16 protein-coding genes and 1 pseudogene are annotated in these 24,307 nt (G+C 36.2%); 10 read left to right on the plus strand and 7 right to left on the minus strand.

The features are described from left to right. Positions 1-17: 17 nt before the first annotated feature. Complete coding sequence (locus BALOs_RS07285) at positions 18-203, minus strand: hypothetical protein (protein ID WP_115362444.1); 186 nt, start codon at positions 201-203, stop codon at positions 18-20. A gap of 100 nt (positions 204-303) precedes the next feature. Between BALOs_RS07285 and BALOs_RS07290 the strand changes: the two genes are divergently transcribed. After that, a complete protein-coding gene (locus BALOs_RS07290; RefSeq protein WP_162929602.1) occupies positions 304-1,866 on the plus strand; it encodes a hypothetical protein in 1,563 nt (520 codons plus the stop codon). Between the two features lie 9 nt (positions 1,867-1,875). After that, complete coding sequence (locus tag BALOs_RS07295) at positions 1,876-2,997, plus strand: hypothetical protein (protein ID WP_115362449.1); 1,122 nt, start codon at positions 1,876-1,878, stop codon at positions 2,995-2,997. 22 nt (positions 2,998-3,019) lie between these two features. Here BALOs_RS07295 and BALOs_RS07300 read toward each other — a convergent pair whose 3' ends face one another. The 5 genes from BALOs_RS07300 to BALOs_RS07320 form a co-directional block, all read right to left on the minus strand. After that, positions 3,020-4,336: a glycerol-3-phosphate dehydrogenase/oxidase gene (locus BALOs_RS07300; protein WP_120404753.1), complete on the minus strand. Its 1,317-nt coding sequence runs from the start codon at positions 4,334-4,336 to the stop codon at positions 3,020-3,022. A 21-nt stretch (positions 4,337-4,357) separates the two neighbouring features. Then, the gene (locus BALOs_RS07305) at positions 4,358-5,773 is read right to left on the minus strand and encodes a hypothetical protein (protein WP_120404754.1); all 1,416 of its coding nucleotides are present in this window, start codon (positions 5,771-5,773) and stop codon (positions 4,358-4,360) included. Positions 5,774-5,798: 25 nt separating this feature from the next. Continuing rightward, positions 5,799-8,360, minus strand: coding sequence for a preprotein translocase subunit SecA (secA, locus tag BALOs_RS07310; protein ID WP_120404755.1), 2,562 nt, complete (start codon positions 8,358-8,360; stop codon positions 5,799-5,801). Between the two features lie 15 nt (positions 8,361-8,375). Further along, positions 8,376-9,485, minus strand: a complete 1,110-nt coding sequence (locus tag BALOs_RS07315; protein WP_133296951.1) for a M23 family metallopeptidase — start codon at positions 9,483-9,485, stop codon at positions 8,376-8,378. A 121-nt stretch (positions 9,486-9,606) separates the two neighbouring features. Beyond that, complete coding sequence (locus tag BALOs_RS07320) at positions 9,607-10,362, minus strand: Stp1/IreP family PP2C-type Ser/Thr phosphatase (protein WP_115362459.1); 756 nt, start codon at positions 10,360-10,362, stop codon at positions 9,607-9,609. A gap of 264 nt (positions 10,363-10,626) precedes the next feature. On the opposite strand from BALOs_RS07320, the gene BALOs_RS07325 reads away from it, so the two are divergent. From BALOs_RS07325 to BALOs_RS07340, 4 genes are all read left to right on the plus strand, one after another. Next, on the plus strand, positions 10,627-12,681 hold the full coding sequence (locus BALOs_RS07325; RefSeq protein WP_115362461.1) for a PrkA family serine protein kinase: 2,055 nt from the start codon (positions 10,627-10,629) through the stop codon (positions 12,679-12,681). A 30-nt stretch (positions 12,682-12,711) separates the two neighbouring features. Then, positions 12,712-13,833: a DUF444 family protein gene (locus BALOs_RS07330; RefSeq protein ID WP_115362463.1), complete on the plus strand. Its 1,122-nt coding sequence runs from the start codon at positions 12,712-12,714 to the stop codon at positions 13,831-13,833. A 30-nt stretch (positions 13,834-13,863) separates the two neighbouring features. Beyond that, positions 13,864-15,345 (plus strand): SpoVR family protein, encoded by a 1,482-nt coding sequence (locus BALOs_RS07335; protein ID WP_115362465.1) that lies wholly within the window; start codon positions 13,864-13,866, stop codon positions 15,343-15,345. Between the two features lie 72 nt (positions 15,346-15,417). Next, positions 15,418-17,259 carry a hypothetical protein gene (locus BALOs_RS07340; RefSeq protein WP_120404756.1) on the plus strand — a complete coding sequence of 614 codons (1,842 nt, stop codon included), beginning with the start codon at positions 15,418-15,420 and terminating at the stop codon, positions 17,257-17,259. On the opposite strand, the gene BALOs_RS07345 is transcribed toward BALOs_RS07340, so the two are convergent. Continuing rightward, positions 17,260-18,702 carry a hypothetical protein gene (locus BALOs_RS07345; RefSeq protein ID WP_120404757.1) on the minus strand — a complete coding sequence of 481 codons (1,443 nt, stop codon included), beginning with the start codon at positions 18,700-18,702 and terminating at the stop codon, positions 17,260-17,262. Positions 18,703-18,779: 77 nt separating this feature from the next. Here BALOs_RS07345 and BALOs_RS07350 point away from each other — a divergent pair, with 77 nt between their 5' ends. The 4 genes and pseudogenes from BALOs_RS07350 to pnp form a co-directional block, all read left to right on the plus strand. Beyond that, positions 18,780-20,480, plus strand: coding sequence for a hypothetical protein (locus BALOs_RS07350; protein WP_120404758.1), 1,701 nt, complete (start codon positions 18,780-18,782; stop codon positions 20,478-20,480). A 19-nt stretch (positions 20,481-20,499) separates the two neighbouring features. After that, positions 20,500-21,579: an RNA polymerase factor sigma-32 gene (locus BALOs_RS07355; RefSeq protein ID WP_120404759.1), complete on the plus strand. Its 1,080-nt coding sequence runs from the start codon at positions 20,500-20,502 to the stop codon at positions 21,577-21,579. Between the two features lie 79 nt (positions 21,580-21,658). Further along, positions 21,659-21,937, plus strand: coding sequence for a 30S ribosomal protein S15 (rpsO, locus tag BALOs_RS07360; protein WP_199506655.1), 279 nt, complete (start codon positions 21,659-21,661; stop codon positions 21,935-21,937). A gap of 243 nt (positions 21,938-22,180) precedes the next feature. Beyond that, positions 22,181-24,268 (plus strand): annotated as a pseudogene (gene pnp / locus BALOs_RS07365) (polyribonucleotide nucleotidyltransferase); the annotation flags it as partial. Between the last annotated feature and the right edge of the window lie 39 nt (positions 24,269-24,307).

A 24,307-nucleotide genomic window follows, 5' to 3' on the forward strand; every position in this document is an offset into this window, starting at 1 on the left:
CTCCGTTTTAATCAGTATTATTCTATTCCAAGTTCTTTTTTGATCTCTTCAGGGCGATCATCTTCTTCTGGATGCATGTCGTAATATGCATTTACGCTAACTAAATCATCTGGATTATCTGCTTTTTTAGTCGTTTTATAGATTTCGCCAGTCATTTGACATTCATATTTGAAAATTTGAAGCTTTTTCTTTCTTCTGGCCATGTTTTCCTCCGAAATGCATGATGCATTGTGGCATTTTTTGTAAAAATATACATACTCTACCATATTGTTTCAAATACTTCCATTCGTTATAATTAAATATATGCAGAAATCTAAACAATTTTTTATCATTACCGTGCTTGCTTTTTTTCAGCTCAATTCACTCGCCATGATGGGGGCCAAAGTTATTGCACTTAGTAAGAGTGGCCGAAGCGTTAAGCTTGATGTGGGAAAAGTAGCGGGCCTAAAGACTGGTGATGTTGCTGATGTTTCTATAAAGCTTGGAACGCTTGAGAAACCAAAGTTCATCTATCTTGGTAGTATTGAATTGCTTAAGCTTTCTGATCGCTCATCAAGTTGGTATTTCAAAACTATTTCTGGTGATAAATTAAATCGATCTAATTTCAAAAAAGATGACTTTATTCGCCTACAAATTCGCTCTAGAAGTGAATCTGGACGAAGTAAAAAGAAGCCTGTTTATAATGTTAAAGCATTTGAGTCTAAAAATGTTAAACGAAATAATCGTTATGCAATAGATGGCGTTGTTCCTGCAAATCTTGTCCAAGAAAAAGAAGTTCCAAATGAGGAGAATTACGACTCTGACTTTACTGATAATACAACCTATAAAGTTACAGAAAAATCGATGTTAAAAGACGGTAATGAAGTTATCGTAGAAGATGGCCGCTTAAAGTATAAGTATATTAATTCAAAGTTAAGTCCTGTTGATGTTTCACGTTTATCAGATGAAGACTTAGATACTACATTAGGATCACAGCACCAGAATCAATTATCAAAGATCTCATCTAAGCAAGATGGATACGAAGAAATGTATTATAACGGAAGGGGAAGTCTTACTGGCCCAACATCTTCACTTTCGATTCAAAATACAATGGATGAAACTCTAGCTAGAGAGCGAGCAAAAAATAGTGTTACTCCTTCTGCTAAAGCAGCTCTTAATAAAGAAGGGCCTTTGTGGTCAGCGGATATGGACTCAGAGCAATTAAGTAATTATCTCAAGGCTTCAGGTATTGCTCGTGAAAAATTTAGAAGAGAAAACGTTTTAGCGATTGAAAGTGGTAATGAGGTACAATTTAGTTTTATTTCAAACTTACTTGCTAACTACTCTGATTCTGATAGTAATCATCAAAATCTTGGTTACGGGCTAGCAATAGGTTATGAATTTCATTTAATTCGCGCCCACAAAGCACTAGGTAAGTGGAGTGTTGACTTTGGCCTTGATGCTACAAATTTAAATGTTGATATTGGTGGAGTAAACGCCAGAATGACATTTACAAATATTGGCGCTCATATCAATTATTACTTCTATAATACCCCATATATCAGAAATAAGCTTCAGGCCTATGTTGGCCTTGGTATTAAACGAGGCGTAGGTGAGGCAACTTCTGGCTTTTTAAATGGGTATAGTTATGATTATGAGTCGGTGGCCTTACCTTCTATTACATTAGGGGTAAAGACACGACTATCTTCTTTTAGAGACTATGAACAAGGAAATATGTTCGGATGGGGAATTGGAGCTAAGTTAAATTATGAGCTTTTAAGTTTAAACCCGATTAGTGAGATAGATAGTAGTGACGATAGTAATTACACATTAAATCAAACAGTAAATAATATAAAATTAATAGCAAGTTTAAGTATGTTTTTTTAAGGGATAAGTATGACAGGACGTTTTAGTAAATTAATTATTTCTCTGATATGCCTTCTTGGCCTATTCAGCGCAAGTGCATTAGATATTGATGAGAAATTAACTTTTAGAATTCTTCAAACTTCAGATACTAAGAAAACAATTCTAGTGAATCGAGGCCTAGAAGATGGCCTTGTTGTAGGTGATCATGCAAAACTCTTTATTACTACAGGTGTCTTTGCTAGAGGTGTGGTTATTCGTGCAACACCATCACGCTCAGTATGGAGTATTTATCGAATTGTGAAACCAAATGAGATTCACGTTGATAAGGTCGCTAATCTAAAAATCTCTTCTCCTGTTAAGTTAACTGAAGACCGTACAAAATCTCTTCAGGCCGCAACTTCCGGAAGACAGATGGGAGAGCCTGTTGATGTTCAAAGACAGAGAAATTCATCTCGAACTCAAGTTGTACAAGATACACCAAGAGCATCTTATGATGAACAAAGTGAACTAGATGCAATTAAGACAACCGGTTTTGCAAGTGATCAAAGTATCGAGCGTCGCACTCCTAGTAAGATTTTATCTGATAAGAATATGGCCTTTAATATCTCGGCCGGCCTAAATATGTTGTCTGGAACATATGATAATGTTGGTGATGCTACTGATGCTGAAATTAGTGCAATTGGACTTAATGGAGAGTTTGAGTATTTCTTTGCTAAGTCTGACTCATTCCTTCAAAAGTTCTCACTTAAGGCAACTTTAGGTTACTATTCTGGTGAGACTGGAATTGCAGGCTCAACTGCAACTTCTATAGACTTTGGTGGTGCAGTGGATTTCCATTTTACAAATCCACTTGCAACAAATCGTATAACACCTTATTTAGAGGCCGGATTTGGACTATCTTTAGCAACTCTTGATGCGATTCCACAATCGTCAGGATCTTCTGTAACTGAAAGTTTATCTGGTTCTGGTACGTATATGTTTGCAGGAGCAGGTGCTAAATACACAATGGATTCTGGTTTTGGTTTCTATGCAAAAGGTGATTATTTTTCAACGTCTTCTACATTTAGTATTGAAACTGGTGGATCAACTGTGGACAACACTATCGACTTCAGTGGTTTTAGAGCAATTGCTGGAGCATATTTAAGATTCTAAATTATATACAGGCGCTATCTTCTTAGTAGCGATAGCGCCTTTTAAGGTCTTCTTCACACCTAACAAACTCATACTTTTTCATCTCTTCAATTTGTTCTTGTGTTGCTTTATCCTTAAAGGGATTGTAGCGCATTTTAAATCGAAATGGCGCTACAGTCTTGCTATGGTCATAGGCCTTTTTGTGATTATGAACTATGATTCTGGTTACATCTTGTGCCATTGTTCTAAATGTTGTGTATTTCCCACCAACTAGAACATGGCAATTATGTAATGGTTGATAATGTTTGTGTACTCTTGCTGTTTTTCCTAGGGCTGCTGTTGAGTCATCTTTTACAAGAGGTCTTATTCCTGCAAATGAAGAAAGTATGTCTTCTTTTTCAACGTTTGCCTTTGGAAAGTATTGATTTAGGTTTGCTAAGAGATAAGTTATCTCTTCATCACTTGGAGATAAGTCAAAGTAATCTTCTTCTACTTTTGATTCAGTTGTTCCCACAAGAATACGATCCCCTTGTGGTATAACAAATATAACTCGTCCGTCATTAGGTGTTAGTAAGATGGCCGTTTCAATTTTTAATCGATCCTTATCAAGCCATATATGACTTCCCCTTGATGGAAGAAGCTTTGGATCCCAGTGAATATCCTTGTTCATAGACATAATCTGGTCAGTAAATGGCCCTGTTGCAAAAACGATATCCTTACAATGGATTTTCTTCGATTCACCGGTGATTTCATCTTTTAAAGTAACAGCAACTTTTTTACTTTCTAAAAACTCATACTTCTCAAGTGATGTATGGTTTAGAGCATGACATCTCGGATTTAGTGCGCCATCTCGTAGGACTTCAATTGTAAGTCTAGCATCGTCAACGACAGCGTCGTGATAAACACCACTTCCTCTGAGGTCTTGTTCTTTTAGGTCTTTATTTATTGCAACTGATTCTTCTTTTGATTTCATCTCATAAGGAGAGTTTTCAAAACTAGACAATAAATCATAAAGAAAAAGTCCAATTCTAATCATCCACTTAGGTCTGATGGAGTCAGAGTAAATAGGAAGATAGAATTTTTCTTCAAAGCAAAGATGTGGAGCTATTTTTAACCAAAGGTTTTTTTCATGTAAAGCTTCCCAAACAAGAGGGAAGTCAAAGTTCTCAAGATAGCGAATACCACCATGTAGCATCTTAGAGCTCTTAGAGCTTGTTTGTGATGAAAAGTCTTTCTTGTCGATAATGAGACAATCGATATCATGAAGACTAAGGTCTCTAAAGACTCCTGCGCCTACAATCCCTCCACCTATGATTATTGTGCTATATGTATCTTTTGTTTCACCTAAATTTTTAATCATTATATCTACGTCTTTTATTTTTTATTCACTAGCTTCTAGGTAGACGAAGTCTCCATGGGCCATGATGATATTATAATTTTTTCCGTTAATTTCTTTTTGTCCTATATTAAAATGAATAGAAATAACGGCGTTTGCACCTTTTTTATATGCTTCTTTTCTTATGTTTTCACCAAAGTATTCAACAAGGTTGATGGAAGAGAAATCGTCAAATTCACTACGGTCAATTTGTTCGTTAATTTGCATTGGTCCCAAGCTATGTATGATTTTATAACCAGGGATGTATGGTGATGTACTTAAGGCCACATCTTCTTCATTAAATTCTTTTTTTACGAAATGTTTTGATTTATTTTGTAAAATTGAGCGTGGGCCCGTTAGTCCTCTTTGATCAGTGTGATCATAACTGTCGCTCTTGTGAATTTCATGAGCTAGAGCAACTTTTATATTACGACAATATCGTCTAAGCTTCCCTGCAAGAGTGATGGCACTAAATTCGCCTATTTGAGCGATTAATAGCTGTCCACTCTCAAGTGACTTTCGGTAAAGATCCTCATTTCCTTCCAGGAGGCCAAACTCATTTAGAGTCGCAAGAATACTATCTTCAAATTCCTCTGTATTAATACCTTGTAGAAGAATTGAAAAAGGAGGGTTGCCTCCGATTGCGGCCTTTCCATAAGTTGAATTTGTTGCAAAATCTCTTACATCGCTTAAGTCCTCTTGAATTTTGGTACTTAAGTCTGGAAGGGGAGTTGTCTCTTCGTAATTAACTTCTTCCATTGAAATCTCTTGATCTGGAGTGTCTTCAATATCGTGGTTATCGTCATTAGAGAGTTCTATTTCTGCTATATCATCGGTGTCGTCGTCTTCAGTAGGAATGTCTTGATCAGTAATTTCATCTGATGGGTCATCTTCATTACTAAAGGATACTTCGTGGTCGTCTTCGAAATTTTCGAAACTTTCGGAATCTTTAGAATCTTCAAAGTCGTCTTGAGAGCTTTCTTCTTGTGAGTTCTGATCTTGTAAGTCATCTTCTGGCCAAGCATTGTTTTGGTCTTCTTCGTATTCATCTTCGTATTCATCTTGGTCGTCGTCTTGAAATCCCTCTGGGTCTTCTTCATTATCATACGACTCAAAACTATCATCGAAGTTATTATCAAATCCTTCGTTTGAATTATCGTCAGCTTGGTCTTCAAAGCTTGCTTCAAAATTATCATCAAAACTTTCTTCAAAGTTATTTTCTTCAATTGCCTCGTCAGGATTTTCAGGAGTGCTATAGTCAAATGATGATAACTCAACTTCTGCTTCATCGCTCTTTTGATCTGAGTCGTATTCAGCTTCAATATCGGCCAGGACCTTATCGAGATCGTCATCACCTTGGTGAAGGAACTCTGATAGATCTTCGATTCGAGTTAGGTCGTTTTTGTTATCACCATCTGACATTGTTTTTTACGCCTTAATTAATGCTCTATGAGCCGTGACAGTGCTTATACTTCTTACCAGAACCACATGGGCAAGGATCGTTTCGACCTACTTTTACTTGTCCACGTGAGCGTGGAGCTTGTTGTTTCGGTTCATCGCGACCTTCTTCCTCTGCTATTCTCTTGGCCTTTAGAGCATCAAGTTGTCTTTGTAATTCTTCTTCTTGCTCGCGTCTTAGCACTTCAATCTCTTCTTGAGTATAAAGCTTAACAGTGAACATATTTCTAACAACACTCTTTTTTACTTCGATACGCATTTGTTCAAAAAGACCAAAAGCTTCACGCTTGTACTCATTTAAAGGATCTTTTTGAGCGTATGCCTTAAGATTGATACCTTCTTTTAGATGGTCCATATTTCTTAAGTGATCTTTCCAGTGTTGATCAAAAGTAGAAAGAAGAATCTCTCTAAGTGCAAGTGTCACTTGTTGTTCATCATATCCCGCAAGCTTACTTTTTAAGATTTCTTTTGCAGTCTCTTCAAAGTACTTACTTACGTCACCTGAGAACTTATTTGAACATTCAACAGCTGATACTTCGTAGTCAGTATTAAATGTTGTGCTAAAACCACTTTTCATATCTTCCCAAGGAAGATCTTCTAGAGGAACTTTCTTTTGTGGGCGATAAGTATTAAATAGGTCATCTGCCACATCTTCTGTCATTTCATCCACAAAGCCGCGATTGTCATTGTCTGAGAGAATGTCACGACGAATACGATATATAACTCGACGTTGCTCATTCATAACATTATCAAAATCAAGAAGGTGCTTTCTTATTTCAAAGTTATGTGTTTCTACTTTCTTTTGGGCCTTGGCAATAGCATTTGTGATCATGCTGTGCTCGATTGGCTCATCTTCTTCCATTCCAAGAGTGTTCATCACTTTTGCAATACGATCACTACCAAAGATTCTCATTAGATCATCTTCTAGTGATAAGAAGAATTTAGAATGTCCAGGGTCTCCTTGACGACCAGAACGACCACGAAGCTGATTATCAATTCGGCGAGACTCGTGTCTTTCAGTACAAAGAATATAGAGACCACCAAGTGATTTTACTTCATCATTAATTTTGATGTCTGTACCACGACCGGCCATATTTGTTGCAATTGTAACAGTACCTTTAACACCTGCATTTTCAATAATACCGGCTTCTTTTCCGTGCTGTTTTGCATTTAGAACATTATGCTTAATTCCTGCCTTTTCTAGTTCGGCAGATAATAAGTTAGATGACTCAACTGTAATCGTACCAACAAGTACTGGTTGACCTTTTTCATTTAACTCTTTGATTAAGTTAATGATGGCCTTATGCTTTGCTTTCTTATTCTTATAGATAACATCAGCTTCATCAATACGTGCAATTGGAAGATTTGTTGGGATAACAATTACATCTAAGTTGTAGATCTTTTTAAATTCTTCTGCTTCTGTGTCTGCAGTACCAGTCATACCTGCAAGGTTTGCATACATTTTGAAGTAGTTTTGAAATGTAATCGATGCAAGAGTTTGGTTTTCTTGCTTAATTTCTACACCTTCTTTTGCTTCAATTGCCTGGTGTAGACCGTCTGACCAACGAGAACCTGTTTTAAGACGACCTGTGAATTCATCGACGATAATAATCTCACCGTCTTTGATGATATAGTTTGCATCTTTCTTAAATAGGTGATGAGCACGAAGAGCTTGATTTAGGTGGTGAAGAAGTGAAGAGTGTTCAACATCAAATAGGTTGTCAACCTTAAGCATTTCTTGAACTTTTAAAATCCCTTCTTCCGTAAAGATCGCACTCATTGCTTTTTCATCAATAGTGAAATGCTTCTCAATCGTAAGCTTTGGAATAATTTGGTTTGCCACACCATATAGATCTGAACTTCCTTCCGATGGCCCAGAGATAAGTAGTGGAGTTCTTGCTTCATCAATAAGGATTGAGTCAACCTCATCCACAATACAGTAGTGAAAGTCTCTTTGAACATATTCTTCAAGAGAGAATTTCATATTATCTCTTAGATAATCGAAGGCAAATTCATTATTTGTTCCGTATGTAATGTCAGCGCCATATGCTTTTTGGCGATCTTCGTCTTCCATATCAGCAATAATGCAACCAACACTTAAACCAAGCCAATTATAAAGTTCACCCATCTCCTTAGCATCACGTTGAGCTAGGTAGTCGTTAACAGTAACGAGGTGAGCACCTTTACCTTCAAGTGCCTTTAAGTATAGTGGAAGGGCCGCTGTTAGTGTCTTACCTTCACCGGTCTTCATTTCTGCAATGATTCCCTTGTAAAGAACAATACCACCGATGATTTGTACATCATAAGGTCTCATGCCGAGAACTCTTTTTGATGCCTCTCTTACCGTTGCAAAAACTTCTGGGAGAATGTCATCAAGCTTTGCACCATCTTCAATTAATTTCTTAAACTTTGGTGTTTGGGCCTTGAGCTCATCATCGCTCATCTTTTCCATCTGAGCTTCAAGAGAGTTGATTTCATTAACAATTGGCATAAGCTTTTTGATATCGCGATCGTGCTTAGTACCAAATAGTGATTTAAGCGGATTAAACATTTAAATTTCTCCTAATTAATCCAGTACATAATACAAAGGGTCCACCGGCGTGCCATTAACACGAATTTCGTAATGGAGGTGAGGACCTGTTGATAAACCTGAGTTTCCGATTCTTCCAATCGGATCCCCCCGTTTTACTTTTTGGCCTTTCACGACGAGGTTTTTTGAATTATGTCCGTAAAGTGTAGTTATACCGTATCCATGATCGATTTCTATATGATTTCCGAATCCGTAGTTTTTCTTGGATGTTTTTACAACACCATCAGCTGGTGCAAGAATTAAAGTACCAATTGGTCCACCAACATCAAGACCTTCATGCATCTTTACTCTTTTTGAGTAGTGACTCATACGAGGTCCGTAATATGAAGTAATCCAGCCTCTGGCAGGTAATAGTGTAGGTGTTGATTTAAGAAAAGATTCGCGGTCTAAAAGATACTGGTCTAGTTCATTGACACGAATTTCTAAATCACCTGAAATCTTACGTAAAATTGAATAACGATAATCAAAGTACGCAAAGTTTTCAGCTAACTTAAAACTTTGTTTAATTAAACTACTCCATTCTTTTGTGAAGCTGTAACCAGAGGTAAGACCAAAGTTTGTCGCAATCTTACGTTCATAGAGGTCATTGATGTCGCTGAACTCCTGATTCGTTTTTAAGACGCTTAATTCCGACTTAACTTTATTTAAAAGCTCTCGGTCCTTTTCTGGCACAAGGACCGATTGTGGATTTCTACCTGAAGAGTGATCGTGGCTTCCTGAATGACCTTCACTTGGCTCGCGATCATCCTTCATCAATGGCTTTGTTAGATCAAATTCCTTGAAGCCTGAGATGACTCTCAGTTTACTTTCAATTTTTTGAATTCTTTCAATATCATCAGTTAATGTATTAAGTTTCATATTAAAGAGCTGGATTTGCTCTTTAAGTTGACGGTTCTCAATACTGAGGTGACGGTTTTCGTAAACTTGTTTTAAAATCTTAACGTAGTCAAACGTCAGGATACCGATAACAGCGATAATAATTACTACTAAGAAAATGGCCGAGTTAAAAATGACTTTTGGTATACGAAAAGACTTAACTCCCTTTTCCTTCTCGGGAATAACCATTATTGTATAAAAGCGACTCAAAATTACATCCTTGAATTTTTCAATAATTTCTGATGTTTATTGTAGGTTTCTTGATTTCAGTTTGCAAGACTTTAATCCATGACACATAGAGACAGTGAGCTAAAACATTTTCGAAGTTAAATTAATTAACTACCGTAAGAATTATCGATATATTGTCTTGTCCACCGTGTTCGTTGGCCTGGCGAATTAAAGTTTGCACACAGTCATGAAGTTTTTGATGAGTTACGTCATCGGTGTTGTCAATCATATCTTTGATAATAAAAAGAATATCCTCGTCACTTAATTTACCGTGGAGGCCATCTGAGCACAGAAGAAAGATATCACCCTTTTGCGGTCGATAATCATAAATATCAACTTCAATATCTTCTTCAAAGCCCACCGTACGTGATAGGTAGTTTTTATTTGGATCTTTTGCTGCTTGGTCACGTGTATAGATTCCGTAGTTAATCTTTTCTTGTATTACAGAATGATCTTTTGTTAATTGAAAAATCTGTCCATTTGAAATGACGTAAGCTCTTGAGTCACCAACATTTGCAATCTTTGCACTTTCGTCATCAAAGAGAAGGCTGACGACAGTCGTTCCCATTCCTTTAAGAGCAGGTTCACTATCGGCATATGCTTTTATCTTATTATTGGCATATAGAACAGATTCTTGAAGAACTTGACCTAATTCTTCTTGTGGTTGGGAGTTGATTTTATCTTTGACTTTTTCTGCAAGGTATTTGATGGCCATTGTTGAAGCGAGTTCTCCACCTGAGTGTCCACCCATGCCATCAGCAACAATATAAAGTTTTGTGTTATTGCTAATGTAAATAGAATCTTGATTTGTCTCTCTCTTGCGCCCAATATCTGAAACGCCAGCACAGATCGTATTCATATTTTCCCTTGTCTGAAGTCATTTAATATCAATTCTTCTTTATTTTCAGTTGGATAGGAATTTTAGTCAAATACTTTTGTTGGTCATTTATTTTTGCCCATTTTCTTAGAAATACTTGAGTGTTTTATGGTGTCAAAATGCACTTTGAATAAATTAAACTAATGGAATTTTTTTTAATAGTTTCTTTGCTTTAAGTGAAATTATCACGTTATAATATATTTAGGACTTTAGCTTGCTAATATGCAACTCATGGATGGAGATAATATGACTAAAATGAATATGAATGAATTTATGAGTGAGAATTACAGGGTCGAAGACTTTGCTCACTTACATTGGACGGGTAGTTTTCAAGACTATATCGATCTTGTTTCAGAAGATCCAAGAATTGCTCGTAATTCCTTTCAACGAATTTATGACATGATCATGTCATTTGAAACAAGTACATATCTTGAATATAAAAAAGAAATCACACGTTATCATTTTTTCGATGATCCAATCGGTGGTGGTAAGGATGCTGTTTTTGGTATCGATGTTCACTTAATGAAACTTGTGAACTTTTTCAAGGCTGCAGCTCTTGGCTATGGTACAGAGAAAAGGGTTCTTCTACTTCATGGGCCTGTTGGTTCGGCCAAGTCTTCAATTGCAAGAAATCTTAAAAAAGGTCTTGAACACTATTCAAGAACTGATGAAGGTGCACTATACACGTTTGAATGGTATGACGAAGAAGAGTCAGATATTTTAGGCGGACAAAAAGTTTTCCCATCGCCAATGCATGAAGACCCATTAAAGCTTATTCCACATGAAGTTAGAAAAGAATTTCTTGATAATATCAATAAAGGTAATAAGGGTCATAAAGTTAAAATTCGCGGAGAAGTTTGTCCGGCCGACCGTTATATTCTAAAAGAGTATATGGTTAAGTATGACGGTGACTTCATGAAGGTTATGGAAAACCATATCCGTGTTAAAAGACTTATTCTTTCTGAAAAAGATCGTCTAGGTATTGGTACTTTCCAACCTAAAGATGAGAAAAACCAAGACTCGACAGAGTTAACAGGTGATATCAATTATAGAAAAATTGCTCAATATGGTTCTGATTCAGATCCACGTGCATTTAACTTTGATGGTGAGTTCAATATCGCTAACCGCGGTGTTATCGAATTTATCGAGATGCTTAAGCTTGATGTAGCTTTCCTTTATGATCTACTTGGTGCTTCTCAAGAGCAATCAATTAAGCCTAAGAAATTTGCTCAAACAGATATCGACCTCGTTATTCTTGGTCACACAAATGAGCCAGAATTTAGAAAACTTCAAAATAACGAATTTATGGAAGCACTTCGTGACCGTACGGTTAAGATCGATGTTCCATATATTTCTCGTTTAGATAATGAGGTAAGAATCTATCAACGTGACTTTAACGCTGAAAAAATTCCTCATGTTCATATCGCTCCTCATACGCTTGAGATGGCAGCAATGTGGGCCGTGCTAACAAGGCTTGAAGAGCCAAAGAAAGCTGATCTAACTCTTGTTCAAAAGTTAAAACTTTATAACGGAAAAACTCTAACTGGTTATAATGAAGATAACGTAAAAGAACTACGTAAAGAGGCCGTAAGAGAAGGACTTGAAGGTATTTCTCCTCGTTATATTCAAGATAAAATCTCTAACGCTCTAGTTAAGTATGGACACACTGGTTCTCTAAATCCATTTATGGTTTTCAATGAACTAGAAAGTGGACTTAAGCATTCAATGGCCAATAATCAAGATGCCGCTGAAAAGTACCGTGAGATGTTAGCGATTGTTCGTCAAGAGTATACTGATATCGTTAAAAACGATGTTCAAAAAGCAATCTCTCTTGATGAGTCTGCAATTGAAACTCTATGTGCAAATTATATTGATAACGTTAAGGCCTACACTCAAAAAGAGAAAGTTCGTAACAAGTACACTGGTAAACTTGAAGAATCTGATGAGCGTTTCATGAGAAGTATCGAAGAGAAAATCGATATTGCTGAGTCTCGTAAAGATGACTTTAGACGTGAAATTATGAACTACATCGGAGCTCTTGCAATCGAAGGAAAACAATTTGATTACAAGATGAATGAAAGACTTCACCGTGCACTTGAACTGAAGCTTTTTGAAGATCAAAAAGATGCGATCAAACTTACAACAATTATTTCAAATGTTGTTGATAAGGAAACTCAAGAGAAGATCGATGTTATCAAGTCACGCTTAATTAAGAATTATGGTTACTGTGAAATTTCAGCAACAGATGCTCTTAATTATGTGGCAAGTATTTTTGCAAAAGGAGACAGTGCTAAGTCATAGACTTAGTACGCTCCAATTACCGGAGACCAAATGGATCATCCAATTAAAAGAGATCACGCACGCTTTCGAAAAATTATTAAAGGGAAGGTGCGTGATAACCTAAGAAAGTATATCGCTGGTGGCGAGATGCCGATTCCAAAAGGAAATGGGCAATTCAAAGTTCCAATGCCTTCAATTAATACTCCAAGGTTTCGTTTCGGTGATAAGAGCCAAGGTGGAACTGGTCAAGGTGACGGGCAACCTGGAGATCCAGTCGATGGACAAGGAGAGCCGGGAGAAGGTCAAGGTGAGCCTGGTGAAGCTGGAGAGCAAGAAGGTGAGAAGGCCCTTGATGTTGAAATGAGTTTAGATGAACTTGCTTCAATCCTAGGAGATGAACTTGCACTTCCAAAAATTGAGCCAAAGGGTAAGAAGAATATGGAATCAACAGTGGATCGATACACTAGTATTGGTACTGTTGGGCCAGACTCTCTTAAGCACTATAAGAGATCATTTAAAGAGGCCTTAAAGCGTCAGATCGCAATGGGAACTTATGATCCAAATAATCCCGTTGTTGTTCCAATTAAGTCAGACATGAGATACCGAGCAAGTAATTCAAAAATTGAATTTGAAAACTCTGCTGTGGTTATCTATATGATGGATGTTTCGGGTTCAATGGGTGATGAGCAAAAAGAAATCGTTAGAACAGAGTCTTTTTGGATCAATTTGTGGCTTAAGTCTCAATATAAGGATATTGAAATTCGTTATATCATTCACGATGCAACAGCTAAGGAAGTTGATGAGGATACTTTCTTTAGAACTCGTGAAAGTGGTGGAACACTAATTTCATCTGCATTTAAGTTATGTAAAGAAATTATCGATGCTGATTACAATGCAGATGAATGGAATATTTACCCATTTCATTTCTCTGATGGTGATAATTGGTCAGCGGAGGATACAAAGGTCTGTGTCGATCTTTTAAAAAGCTCTATTATTCCAAACTCTAATGCTTTCTTTTACGGGCAAGTTGAATCTCGTTACGGTTCAGGCCAGTTTTATAAAGATTTATCCAAAGAATTTGGTGAAAAGCATGAGGATGTTATTTTAAGTAAAATTAAAAACAAGGATGCAATCCTTGATTCCATCAAAGAATTCTTAGGGCCAGGAAAGTAATTTTAAAAAGGTAATAAATATATGAGTAGTATGGAAAGAACAAAACCATTATCAGGAGAGTTAGCAAAACTAAGAGATGAAGTACTTGGTTATGCACTCGATTACGGCCTAGACTTCTATCCAGTCGTTTTTGAGGTTTGTGACTACGATACAGTATGTATTTTAGCTGCCAACGGTGGATTCCCAACACGCTACCCTCACTGGCGTTTTGGCCTTGAGTATGATCGCCTTGCAAAGGGGAATACTTATGGATTCCAAAAAATATACGAACTCGTTATTAATACTGACCCTTGTTATGCTTATCTTTTAAGCTCAAATCGTTATGTGGACCAAAAATTAGTTATGGCCCATGTTTATGGCCATGCTGATTTCTTTAAAAATAACGCTTGGTTTCGCCATACAGATCGTCGCATGATGGATGTTATGGCCAATCATGGCACTAAAATTCGTCGTTATATGGATCGCTATGGCCAAGATACTGTCGAAGAGTTTATCGATACGATCCTCTCTTTTGAAAATCTTCTTGATGTTAACGTTCTCTTCCAAGGGGAAGTGAAGCAAGCAACTTCAGCAGATGAAGAGTATGAACATAAAGATGAGAGATCTCAAGTTCTTCGCTCTTTTATGAACTCCAAAATGGCAAGAGGCGAAGCTGATGAGGATGTTGTAGAAAGAAAGAAGACACCTCTAGAGTTACTTGATGATGAAGTTCGTGGTACACGTGATATTATGAGCTTCCTAATGCAGCATGCTCCAATTGAAGAGTGGCAGGCCGATGTTATCGGTATTTTAAGAGAAGAAGCTTATTACTTTCTTCCACAAAGAATGACAAAGATTATGAATGAGGGGTGGGCCTCTTATTGGCACTCTAAGATTCTGACAAAGAAGGCGTTAAATAGCTCAGAAATTATTGATTTCGCAGATATCCACTCTGGTGTTATGGCCATGAGTAAGCAAAATATTAATCCTTATAAGATAGGTATTGAGCTAATGCGTGATATTGAATACCGCTGGGATACTGGTAAATTCGGAAAGGAATATCAAGAATGTACAAATCTCCAAGAAAAAGAGAATTGGCATATTGAAACAAATCAAGGACGCGAAAAGATCTTTGAAGTTCGCCGTACTCATAATGACATCACTTTTATCGATGAATTCTTCACTGAAGAGTTTTGTAACCGCATGCAGCTTTTTACATATAAGTACAATTCTCGAACAGGAAGAAATGAGATTGAAACTCGTGACTTTAAAGAAATTAAGTCAAAGCTACTAAATCAACTAACAAATTTTGGCTCACCAATCATTGAAGTTGAGTCTGCTAATCATAAGAATCGTGGAGAGTTACTTCTTCGCCATGTCCACCAAGGTGTTGATCTCGATTTAACTCAGGCAAGTGATACAATGGCCAATATTTATAAAGTATGGAAAAGGCCAGTATCAATTGAAACTGTCGTTGAAGATAAGCGTATTCGCTATATCTTTGATGGATTAGAGTTTAAAGAAGATAAATAAGACAAGATTCTTTGTTGATTACTTTGTACTTTCTAGTAAAATTATATTGAATTAATTTTTCTAGGAATTTCAATGCTTTCTACTTTTAAGTACTCTTTTATATTCTTATTCATATCGCTTTTAATTACTAGCGTTGAAGCTTTTGAATTAGTTTCAGGCCGAGGTGATATTAACTTATTTCATAAAGATCAAATGAAGAAAATTGATGGAAATAGTATCAATGGTGCTATTGGTATCAATCAAGATACTCTTATTATGACTGCAAGCAATAGCTATGCACGCTTCATTAATGACCGTGGTGATATTCTTATCATTGGTCCCAATTCAAAGGTTACGATTGAATTAAAGTCTACCTTTGCTGGAGATTTAATCGCACTTCATGATGGAAATATTCGTGTTATTGCTAAGAAGCAAAGAAAGGTTACGAAAGGTAAATTTGATCGTATTTTTATTCGCACAAATAGTGCTGTTGCCGCGGCCGAGACAGCTGATTTTTTATTGAGCTATAACTTATTTAATAATGTAACTGGCCTACTCTCTTTTAATGGTGAATCCGCATTTAAAAGAATTGATAAGACTCATGATCTAAGTGCTGGCCAACGCTTAATCTATCGACGCTCATCTAAAGGTAGTCAGCTTAAGTACAAATTTCATAAAGATACTGGACTTAGTGAAAAGCTAAAATTAGCAAATGATACTTTATTTGGAGATGAGAGAAAGAATGTTTCAACTCTCTATCGTGGGCAATATAGTGCAACATTTCATGATGCTAGGCCCGCTTCAATGCCTGTTAAGATTAACCCTATCCAATTAACACTGCTATATCGTAATACCAATCTTGATATGACACTTTATTCAGACTCGATGGACTATGGACAGGGTGATGATGCAACTGTTGCTGCATTTCCATTAAAAGGCGACCTCTTAAGGCCTGCGGAGCAAGTTACATCATATCGAGGGCAATATTCTACATACCAAAAGAAGTATGCACCAAAGGCCGGAGGTCTTGTTGATATAAGAACAGGGATATATATCCCGCCTGAAAACGATGCTATTTTTGATGAATCATTTCGTGTTTATATTCCAAGAAAAATAGGTCGCATTAATGCAGTAAATGGAAATTTTGTTTCACCAAAGAATTTAAAAATTGATCCAAATAAAGGGTTTGTAACAGTAAATAACACTCATGAATCGCTAAAGAATCAACAGATGTTAAATAACTTATTAAAATCAAATCTGCTATTAGCAAGTTATCAAAATGTATCTCGTAAGAAAATGTCCATGGCCGAAAGGTACTCTGCAAATATTGTTGGGGTCTCAATTGTCAATCAAGGCCTAACTCATACTTATAATAATGATGAATTTGATTTTTCTTCACGTGGTATTGAGTTGAGCTTAATACTTATTGGAAATGGTGTTATTAGGCCATTTGCAAAATTTAAATTACTAAATGAGAACTTTGAACAACTTACTTCTTCAAAAGAAGTCGAAAGATTCTATCATATGAATTTAGGTTTAGATTATCTATTAAATGAGAACTTCTATTTAAGTGGCCAAATTTCAATTGATGAGGCCCCTATCTATTTAAGTTCTACAGATACAATAACATTGGCCACTATAAATAGCTTGATAGGGGAAGTGGGAGCTAAAGTTATAAGATCTAAACGATATGATATATTTGTATTTGGTGGAGCTAAATATAACCATTCAAATGAGGATGATGAATTTGATATGGAGTCTGGTTTTGGCTTTTATGCAGGAGCGAAGGCAGAGTATTGGATTAATCGTAGAAGTTATTTCTATGGAGATTTAAGCTATATTAATCATTCTCTATCTATTGTTGGAAACTCTAATGATAGTGATATTGATATGAGTGGTACTATTTTAAACCTAGGCTACCGTTACTCATTCTAATTAGCGATATTCTTTTCCTAATTTTGGATAAGACTTAAGATCTAATTCATAAACATCTTTTTGATATATTAAGACTGGCTCTTTCTTGTCTTCGATATCTACTTTAGAGATCATTGAATTAAGACGATCTTGAATGTCTTTAGATTCCATTTTTCTCTCAGAGGCCAAGACATCTTTACTAAAATTCGGCCAGATTTTTGATTGTAGATGCATCCAACAGCTAATGACATTCTTATTTAGACACGATTTATCGCTAAGACGTACCCATTGTGGATCATCATTGATTAATTTTATATATGAACTTAAAATTGCTGCTTCATATGGGAGTTTTCGATTGTATTTAATATCGAGGTTGTCCATGAGGTATCTTGCTTCTTTATTTTTGTTTTCTTTTAGTAATAAATTGATTTTTAATAATTCTTTTTCTCTTGAATTACCTTCGCTAACTGGAATTTTAGAAAGAGCAACTCTTGCATTCTTATAATTTCTACTTAACCAAGCCGAAGCAAGGATGAGCTTATTATTAGCAATAGAATATGGTTTACTAAGTAGGTTAGAGATGAAGTGGGAGTAGGCGGTTTTATAATTTTCTTTTTTTACTTCTTCAAATCCTTTTAGCTTATTAGTATTAGAGTTATTAATGGCCCCTGCTAATTTTAATGCTTGTTCATGTTGGCCATTATTATATAGGTTTGCTGCAACTAGCGTACGGATTGTCGCATCTGCATAAAACTCAACTGGTATCGTCTCGTAATATTTTAGAATTTGTTTGTGACGAGAAAAGTATAGGCCATACTTTAAGACTGCTTCAATATCGTCCATATTATTTGTTAAGAAGTAATCTCTAATTTTTGTGCTTCTAACGTAACCATTTAACTTATGCTCAAGCACAAGTCTTAACCAAGTTTCATTCTTGTAAGAGCCAATTAGCCTTGAATGGTTCATGCAACCTTGAAAGATTTCTTCTATATCATCCTTCTTGTCTTCAGGCATTGACATAGCACTGACAATTCTTAATGCACAATTTTGGTAATACCAGGAAGCATTATTAGAAAGACTCTGTAGAATCTCTGATGATTTCTTAGGGTCTGTATCTGCAAAGTAAGCAAGGGCCAAGAAACGATTAATTAAAAGAAGTTTAGAATAATTCTTTGTCTTTAAAGCCTGACGATTTAAAACAAGTATCGCATCATCAGTGTGCCCATCTATTAATAGTGATTTTGCGATGACCAATTGATCGAGAAAGTCTTTTCGCTCATCTATTTGTAGCCCTCGTTCAAAGTAGCGGGCCTCAATCTCGTTATAGATATTATATGGCGGGTCTAATTCTTTTTTTGCTTGGCGTCTTGCGATGTGCTCAGCTGTACGGTCGATTGCCATAAGATCTAACTGAAGACCCATTAAAATGATCAGGAATGGTAAAAACTTTCTAGCTTTGTTCATATCGTTACCTTATTAAACCTTTCGGGAATAATTCCGATAACTTAAAGGAAATCTATATAAATCTTTTGGATAGAAGAATGCGAGCTTTATGCCTTAAAAAATTTATCGTCATAACTCTTCCTATTTTGGCAGCGTTAGTTTTTTCCCTTGAGGTAAATGCTCGCACAAATTCGACATTAGAAAATCAAGGTGATCTGATTTTCTCAAATTTGAAAGAATCAAAAGAGAAGTCTCGTGTTAAAAATTCAGATTATAATTTTGCACTCATTGATAATTATCGAAAATTCTATCTTGAAGATGAAAAATTAGAATACTTTTGTCGTGAAAATTCATCAAAGCTACGATTTAAAAATATCTTTGAAAGAGATGAGTTCTATCGCAGTATCGTTGCAACTCTTCAGTATAAGATGATCAATTATTCAATGCAGGCCATTGCTCACTATGCAAAAAAACTACAATTTGAATCTGATCAATATGATAATTTAGTTAATGGCCTTATTGGTAGTTGTTCTAAGAACTTGACTCTATTTAGTCACAGGCTTTTAAAGCATTTATTTACTAAGTACTATACTGATAACTCTATTGATAAATTACGTCTTCCTTATTCTCAAAGAGAAAACCTATTTGCATCTAATGTTAATGAAATTCAAAGTGAGAATGAAGTCGTAGTTAATGAATTATATTATACAACAGGTGTATTTTCTTATGCTTGTTCATGGGGGGGGCAAGAAAAATATCTTCGTAACTTAGCTCCTTTTCTTTCTTCTTCACTTGTCATGAGCTATATCGTTCGCGAAATTAGCGCTCTTGAAAGTCATGTTTATAAAGATCAGTTAAATGATGGCAAAGTCGCAAATTGTCGAAATCAAATTTGTCGTCCATATAAAAAAGCAAAAGTTCAAAAAGAAATTGTTAGGCCAATTGGATCTTCAAATTTAAACTTTGATCTAAAAGTCGCTTATTGTGATAATTTTAAATTTGCTTCTAAGAAATTCTCTCCAAGTGCTAATGATTCACTTAAAAATCAATTAAAAAAATTTGAAAAAGATGAAAATATCGTAATCGCTCAATTCGTTTCTTTATTAACTCGTGTTCCAGAGTTTAATGTTTGGACTCAAGATTCTAAAACGATTAAGCGTTATGTTTCTGTTTCTAATGACAGCCTTTGGGATTACTGGGCAAAAGACTTACTTGAAAAGAATTCTAATAAGCTTCCTTACGAAGAAGCCTTAAGTATGAAACTTGATGTTAAAACTAGTAATGATTCAATTTTGCATCATGGTTATCCAGAGGTTAATTTCGTTGTTTTAAATGGTGAATTTGATAAAGCGACAAATATAGACAATATGGTTTCTTTAAAATTTGAAATTGAGATTCCACATAATGATTTTATGTGGCTATATCGAAATATTCGATCGGCCAAAACATTTGATGATAAGGAGAAATCAAAGGAGCTAAAGGAGCGCTTATCTCTTTATGTTGCAAATGATTATAATAAGATTAAAGAGACTCTCAATCAATTCTCTGTTGATGCAGATCTAACAACGGTAATCACTGATGAATTGATAAGGCAATTTAATTATATTGAATTTTTAAGGCCAAAATCATCACATGGGACAAGGGAAAAGATTGATGTAAGAGTTAATATAGCCCCTTTTGCTCTTGTGGCAATTCGCAACAAACGAATTATTAGTGAGTTATCTGAACGTGATCTTAAAAATATTAAGTCATTAGAAGTTTTAAATAATATTGAATCTATGGCCGAGAAAGCAAAATAGTGTTAAATTTCATCCACTCATGAGTGATTCAAAGAAAAATAAAAACAAATATTTAGAAGATAGTGATAAGTCCGAAAAAAAGGACTTTGACTACGAGATTCTACCTTCTATCGATGAGAAGAAGCTTAAAGAATCTTCGGATTCTGAAGAGAATATCGATGATATTATCGATATTAGTAATTTACCTGATTCAGGTCTTACGCTTGAGGAAGAAATTGAGGTTATCAAGGAGACACTACCTGCTTTAACTTCAAAACTACCTGTCCCTTCACGAGTTGATAATAAGCTCAATCAATACCTAAAAGAAATTTCTCGCTACGAGCTTCTCTCTCCAGAGCAAGAGAAGACTCTCATACGACAATTTCGTGAAACAGGTGATATTGCATTAGCAAAGAAGCTAGTTGTCTCTAATTTAAGGCTAGTTGTAAAAATTGCCATGGATTATAAGAGTGCCCATGCAAATGTAATGGATCTTATCCAAGAAGGTAATATTGGTCTTATGAAGGCCGTTTCATTATTTGAGCCAGATAAGGGAGCAAAACTTTCATATTACGCATCCTGGTGGATTAAGTCATATATCTTGAAATTCATCCTAGATAACTTTAAGTTAGTAAAATTAGGTACGACAAATGAGCAGAAGAAGCTCTTTTATAATCTAATGCGTGAAAAAGAACGTCTTGAGGCCCAAGGGATCAAGCCTGATCATAAGACAATCGCGCAGAATCTAGATGTAAGTGAAAAAGCAGTGGCCCTCATGGATATGCGCTTAGGTGATGCTGGCTCCGAAGTTAGTCTTGATATCCCAGTAGGAGAAAATTCTAGTGCGACAATGGGGGATTTACTTCCTGACTCAACTGATGTTGCGCAAGATGTTGAATTTAAACAGTCACTTCAACTTCTCCAAGAAAACCTCGATCAATTTATTCAGGGGCTAAAGCCTCGTGATCAAGAAATCTTTAAAGAAAGGTTATTGAATGATGCCCCGCGTTCCCTGCAGTCCATCGCTGACGATTATGGGGTCTCTCGAGAGCGTATTCGCCAGATCGAGGCCCGTCTTCTCGATAACTTAAAGGTTTACATGAGTGAAATTATAAGATAGTATGCACAAAATATTGCGCCCTATACTTGGCCTGGAAAATAACTTCCTTGCTCGGTATTTGGTAAGTTTAGGAGAAATTATGATTACAAAAGAAAAAACAGCATCAATCGTAGCTGAATTTGGTAAAGAGTTTGGAGCATCTGAAAAAGATAGCGGTTGTGCAGCGGTTCAAGTTGCAATTCTTACAGAAAGAATTAACAACCTTAAAGAGCACTTTGGTTCACACAAGCACGATTATTCTTCAAACCGTGGTCTTCTTAAGATGATTGGACGTCGTCGTCGTCTTCTTAAGTATGTATCTACTGAAAATGAAGATAACTACAAGTCACTAATTAAGAAACTTGGTCTAAGAAAATAAGCCAAGATAAAAAGAAAGGAAGCTTTATGCTTCCTTTTTTTTATTTAAAAAGCTAAAATTAAGTAACGAATTTTTTTGATAAGCAGACAAGGACAGTCTAGGGATTTAAGGGATATTAAAATTTAGGAACTCGCGATTTGGATGAGGTTTTTAAGTTTTCATATTCTTTGGATTTCTCAAGATCATCCTCAATTCTTAAAGAAAAAATTCATCATACATTCAAAAATATAAAATGGAGTTTTTATGTTAAACAACAAACGTGAGTTTACTTACAACTTCGGTGGTAAAGACATTACGATCGAAACTGGCCGTATGGCAAAACAAGCAGATGCTTCTGTAATCGTAACTAGTGGTGGTACACAAGTTCTTGTTACTGCAACTTCTGCAACTCAAGTAAAAGATGGGCAAGACTTTTTCCCACTTTTAGTTGAGTACACTGAGAAATTTTATTCAGCAGGGAAATTCCTTGGTGGATTCCTTAAAAGAGAAGGTCGTCCTTCAGTAGGTGAGACTTTAAATGCTCGTCTAATTGATAGACCTCTTAGACCTCTATTCCCAGAAGGGTATATGTTTGACACTGTTATCTCTTGTACTGTTATCTCTTACTCACCAGAAGGTGACCCTGAGGTTCTAGCTGCAATTGGTGCTTCAGCTGCTCTTACTATCTCTGATATTCCATTTGCAGGTCCAATTGGTACTTGTAAAGTTGGTCGTATCGACGGTCAATTTGTTATCAACCCTGACCACGACAAGTGGGAAGAGTCAGATATGGAAATCGTTGTTGCAGCAAGTGATAATGCAATCCTTATGGTTGAAGGTGAGGCGAAAGTTGCTCCAGAGCAAGATGTACTTGACGCTATCTTCTATGGTCAAAAGGAAATTGAAGGATTTGTTTCATTCCTTTCTGATATTCAAAAAGAAGTTGGTAAAGAAAAGCGTGAATTCGTTTCAGCAGCTGCTAACAAAACAATGCTTGAAAAAATTAGAACAGACTACACAGCAACTGCTCGTGAAGCTCTAAAAATTACTGATAAGTTAGAGAGACAAAAAGCTGTAAAAGCAATTGAAGCTCAAGTTAAAGAAGCAATGGCAGCTGATCCAGCGGCATTTGGTCTAACTGAAGACGATGCATTTGGAAAAGAAGCATACAAAGGTGTAGATGAGCTAATGTATGAAATGCTACGTGGTGATATTCTTGATGAAGAAAAGCGTATTGCTGGACGTGGACTTGCTGAAGTTCGTGAAATCGAAACTGAAACAGATGTACTTAAAGTACCACACGGATCATCTCTATTTACTCGTGGTGAAACTCAAGTAATGGCAGCTGTAACTCTTGGTGGTAGTAAAGGTGCTCAAATGAGTGACCGTATTATTGGTACAAAAGAAGACCAATTCTACCTACACTATAACTTCCCTCCATATTCAGTAGGTGAGGCACGTGGTGTTCGCGGTGTAGGACGTCGTGAGCAAGGTCACGGAAACCTAGCTGAGCGTGCTCTTAAGGCCGTTATTCCAACTGATTTCCCGTATACAACTCGTCTTGTATGTGAAGTTTTAGAATCAAATGGTTCTTCTTCAATGGGTTCTGTATGTTCAGGGTCAATGGCACTGATGGATGCTGGTGTTCCTCTTAAAGCACCTGTTGCTGGGATTGCTATGGGTCTAGTAACTGATGGTGAAAGATTTAAAATTCTAACAGATATCCTTGGTGACGAAGATCACCTTGGTGATATGGACTTTAAAGTTGCTGGTACAACAGAAGGTATCACAGCGATTCAAATGGATATTAAGATCACGGGTCTTACAAAAGAGATCGTTGAAAAAGCAATGGCACAAGCAAGAGAAGGTCGTCTTCATATTCTAGAAGAGATGGCAAAAACAATCTCTGTTGAAAGAAAGACTCTTAAAGAGGGTGTACCTGTAATGAAATCAATGCAGATCAAGCAAGATCAAATTGGTGGACTTATCGGGCCTGGTGGAAAGAATATTAAGAAGCTTCAAGAAGATTTCGATCTTGTTATCGAAATTGATGAAGATGGAACAACTAAGTTCATCTCAACTAACCAAGAAGCAATTGATGAATGTATGGCACTAGTTGGTCTACAGATGAATGGACCAGAAGTTGGTAAGACTTATACTGCTAAAGTAGCTAGCCTTAAAGATTATGGTGCATTCGTTGATATCGCTTCAGGAGTTGGTGGACTAGTTCATATTTCTGAAATTGCAGATGAGAGAATTACTGATGCTGGTGACTACTTAGACGAAGGTCAAGAAGTTCAGATCAAGGTTCTTGAAATTGATAAAATGGGACGCGCTAAGCTTTCTATCAAGGCCGTTGAAGCTCTAAAGAGAAAAGACGGTAAGACTGAA

This window comes from Halobacteriovorax sp. BALOs_7 (assembly GCF_003612895.1).
Lineage (GTDB): Bacteria > Bdellovibrionota > Bacteriovoracia > Bacteriovoracales > Bacteriovoracaceae > Halobacteriovorax_A > Halobacteriovorax_A vibrionivorans.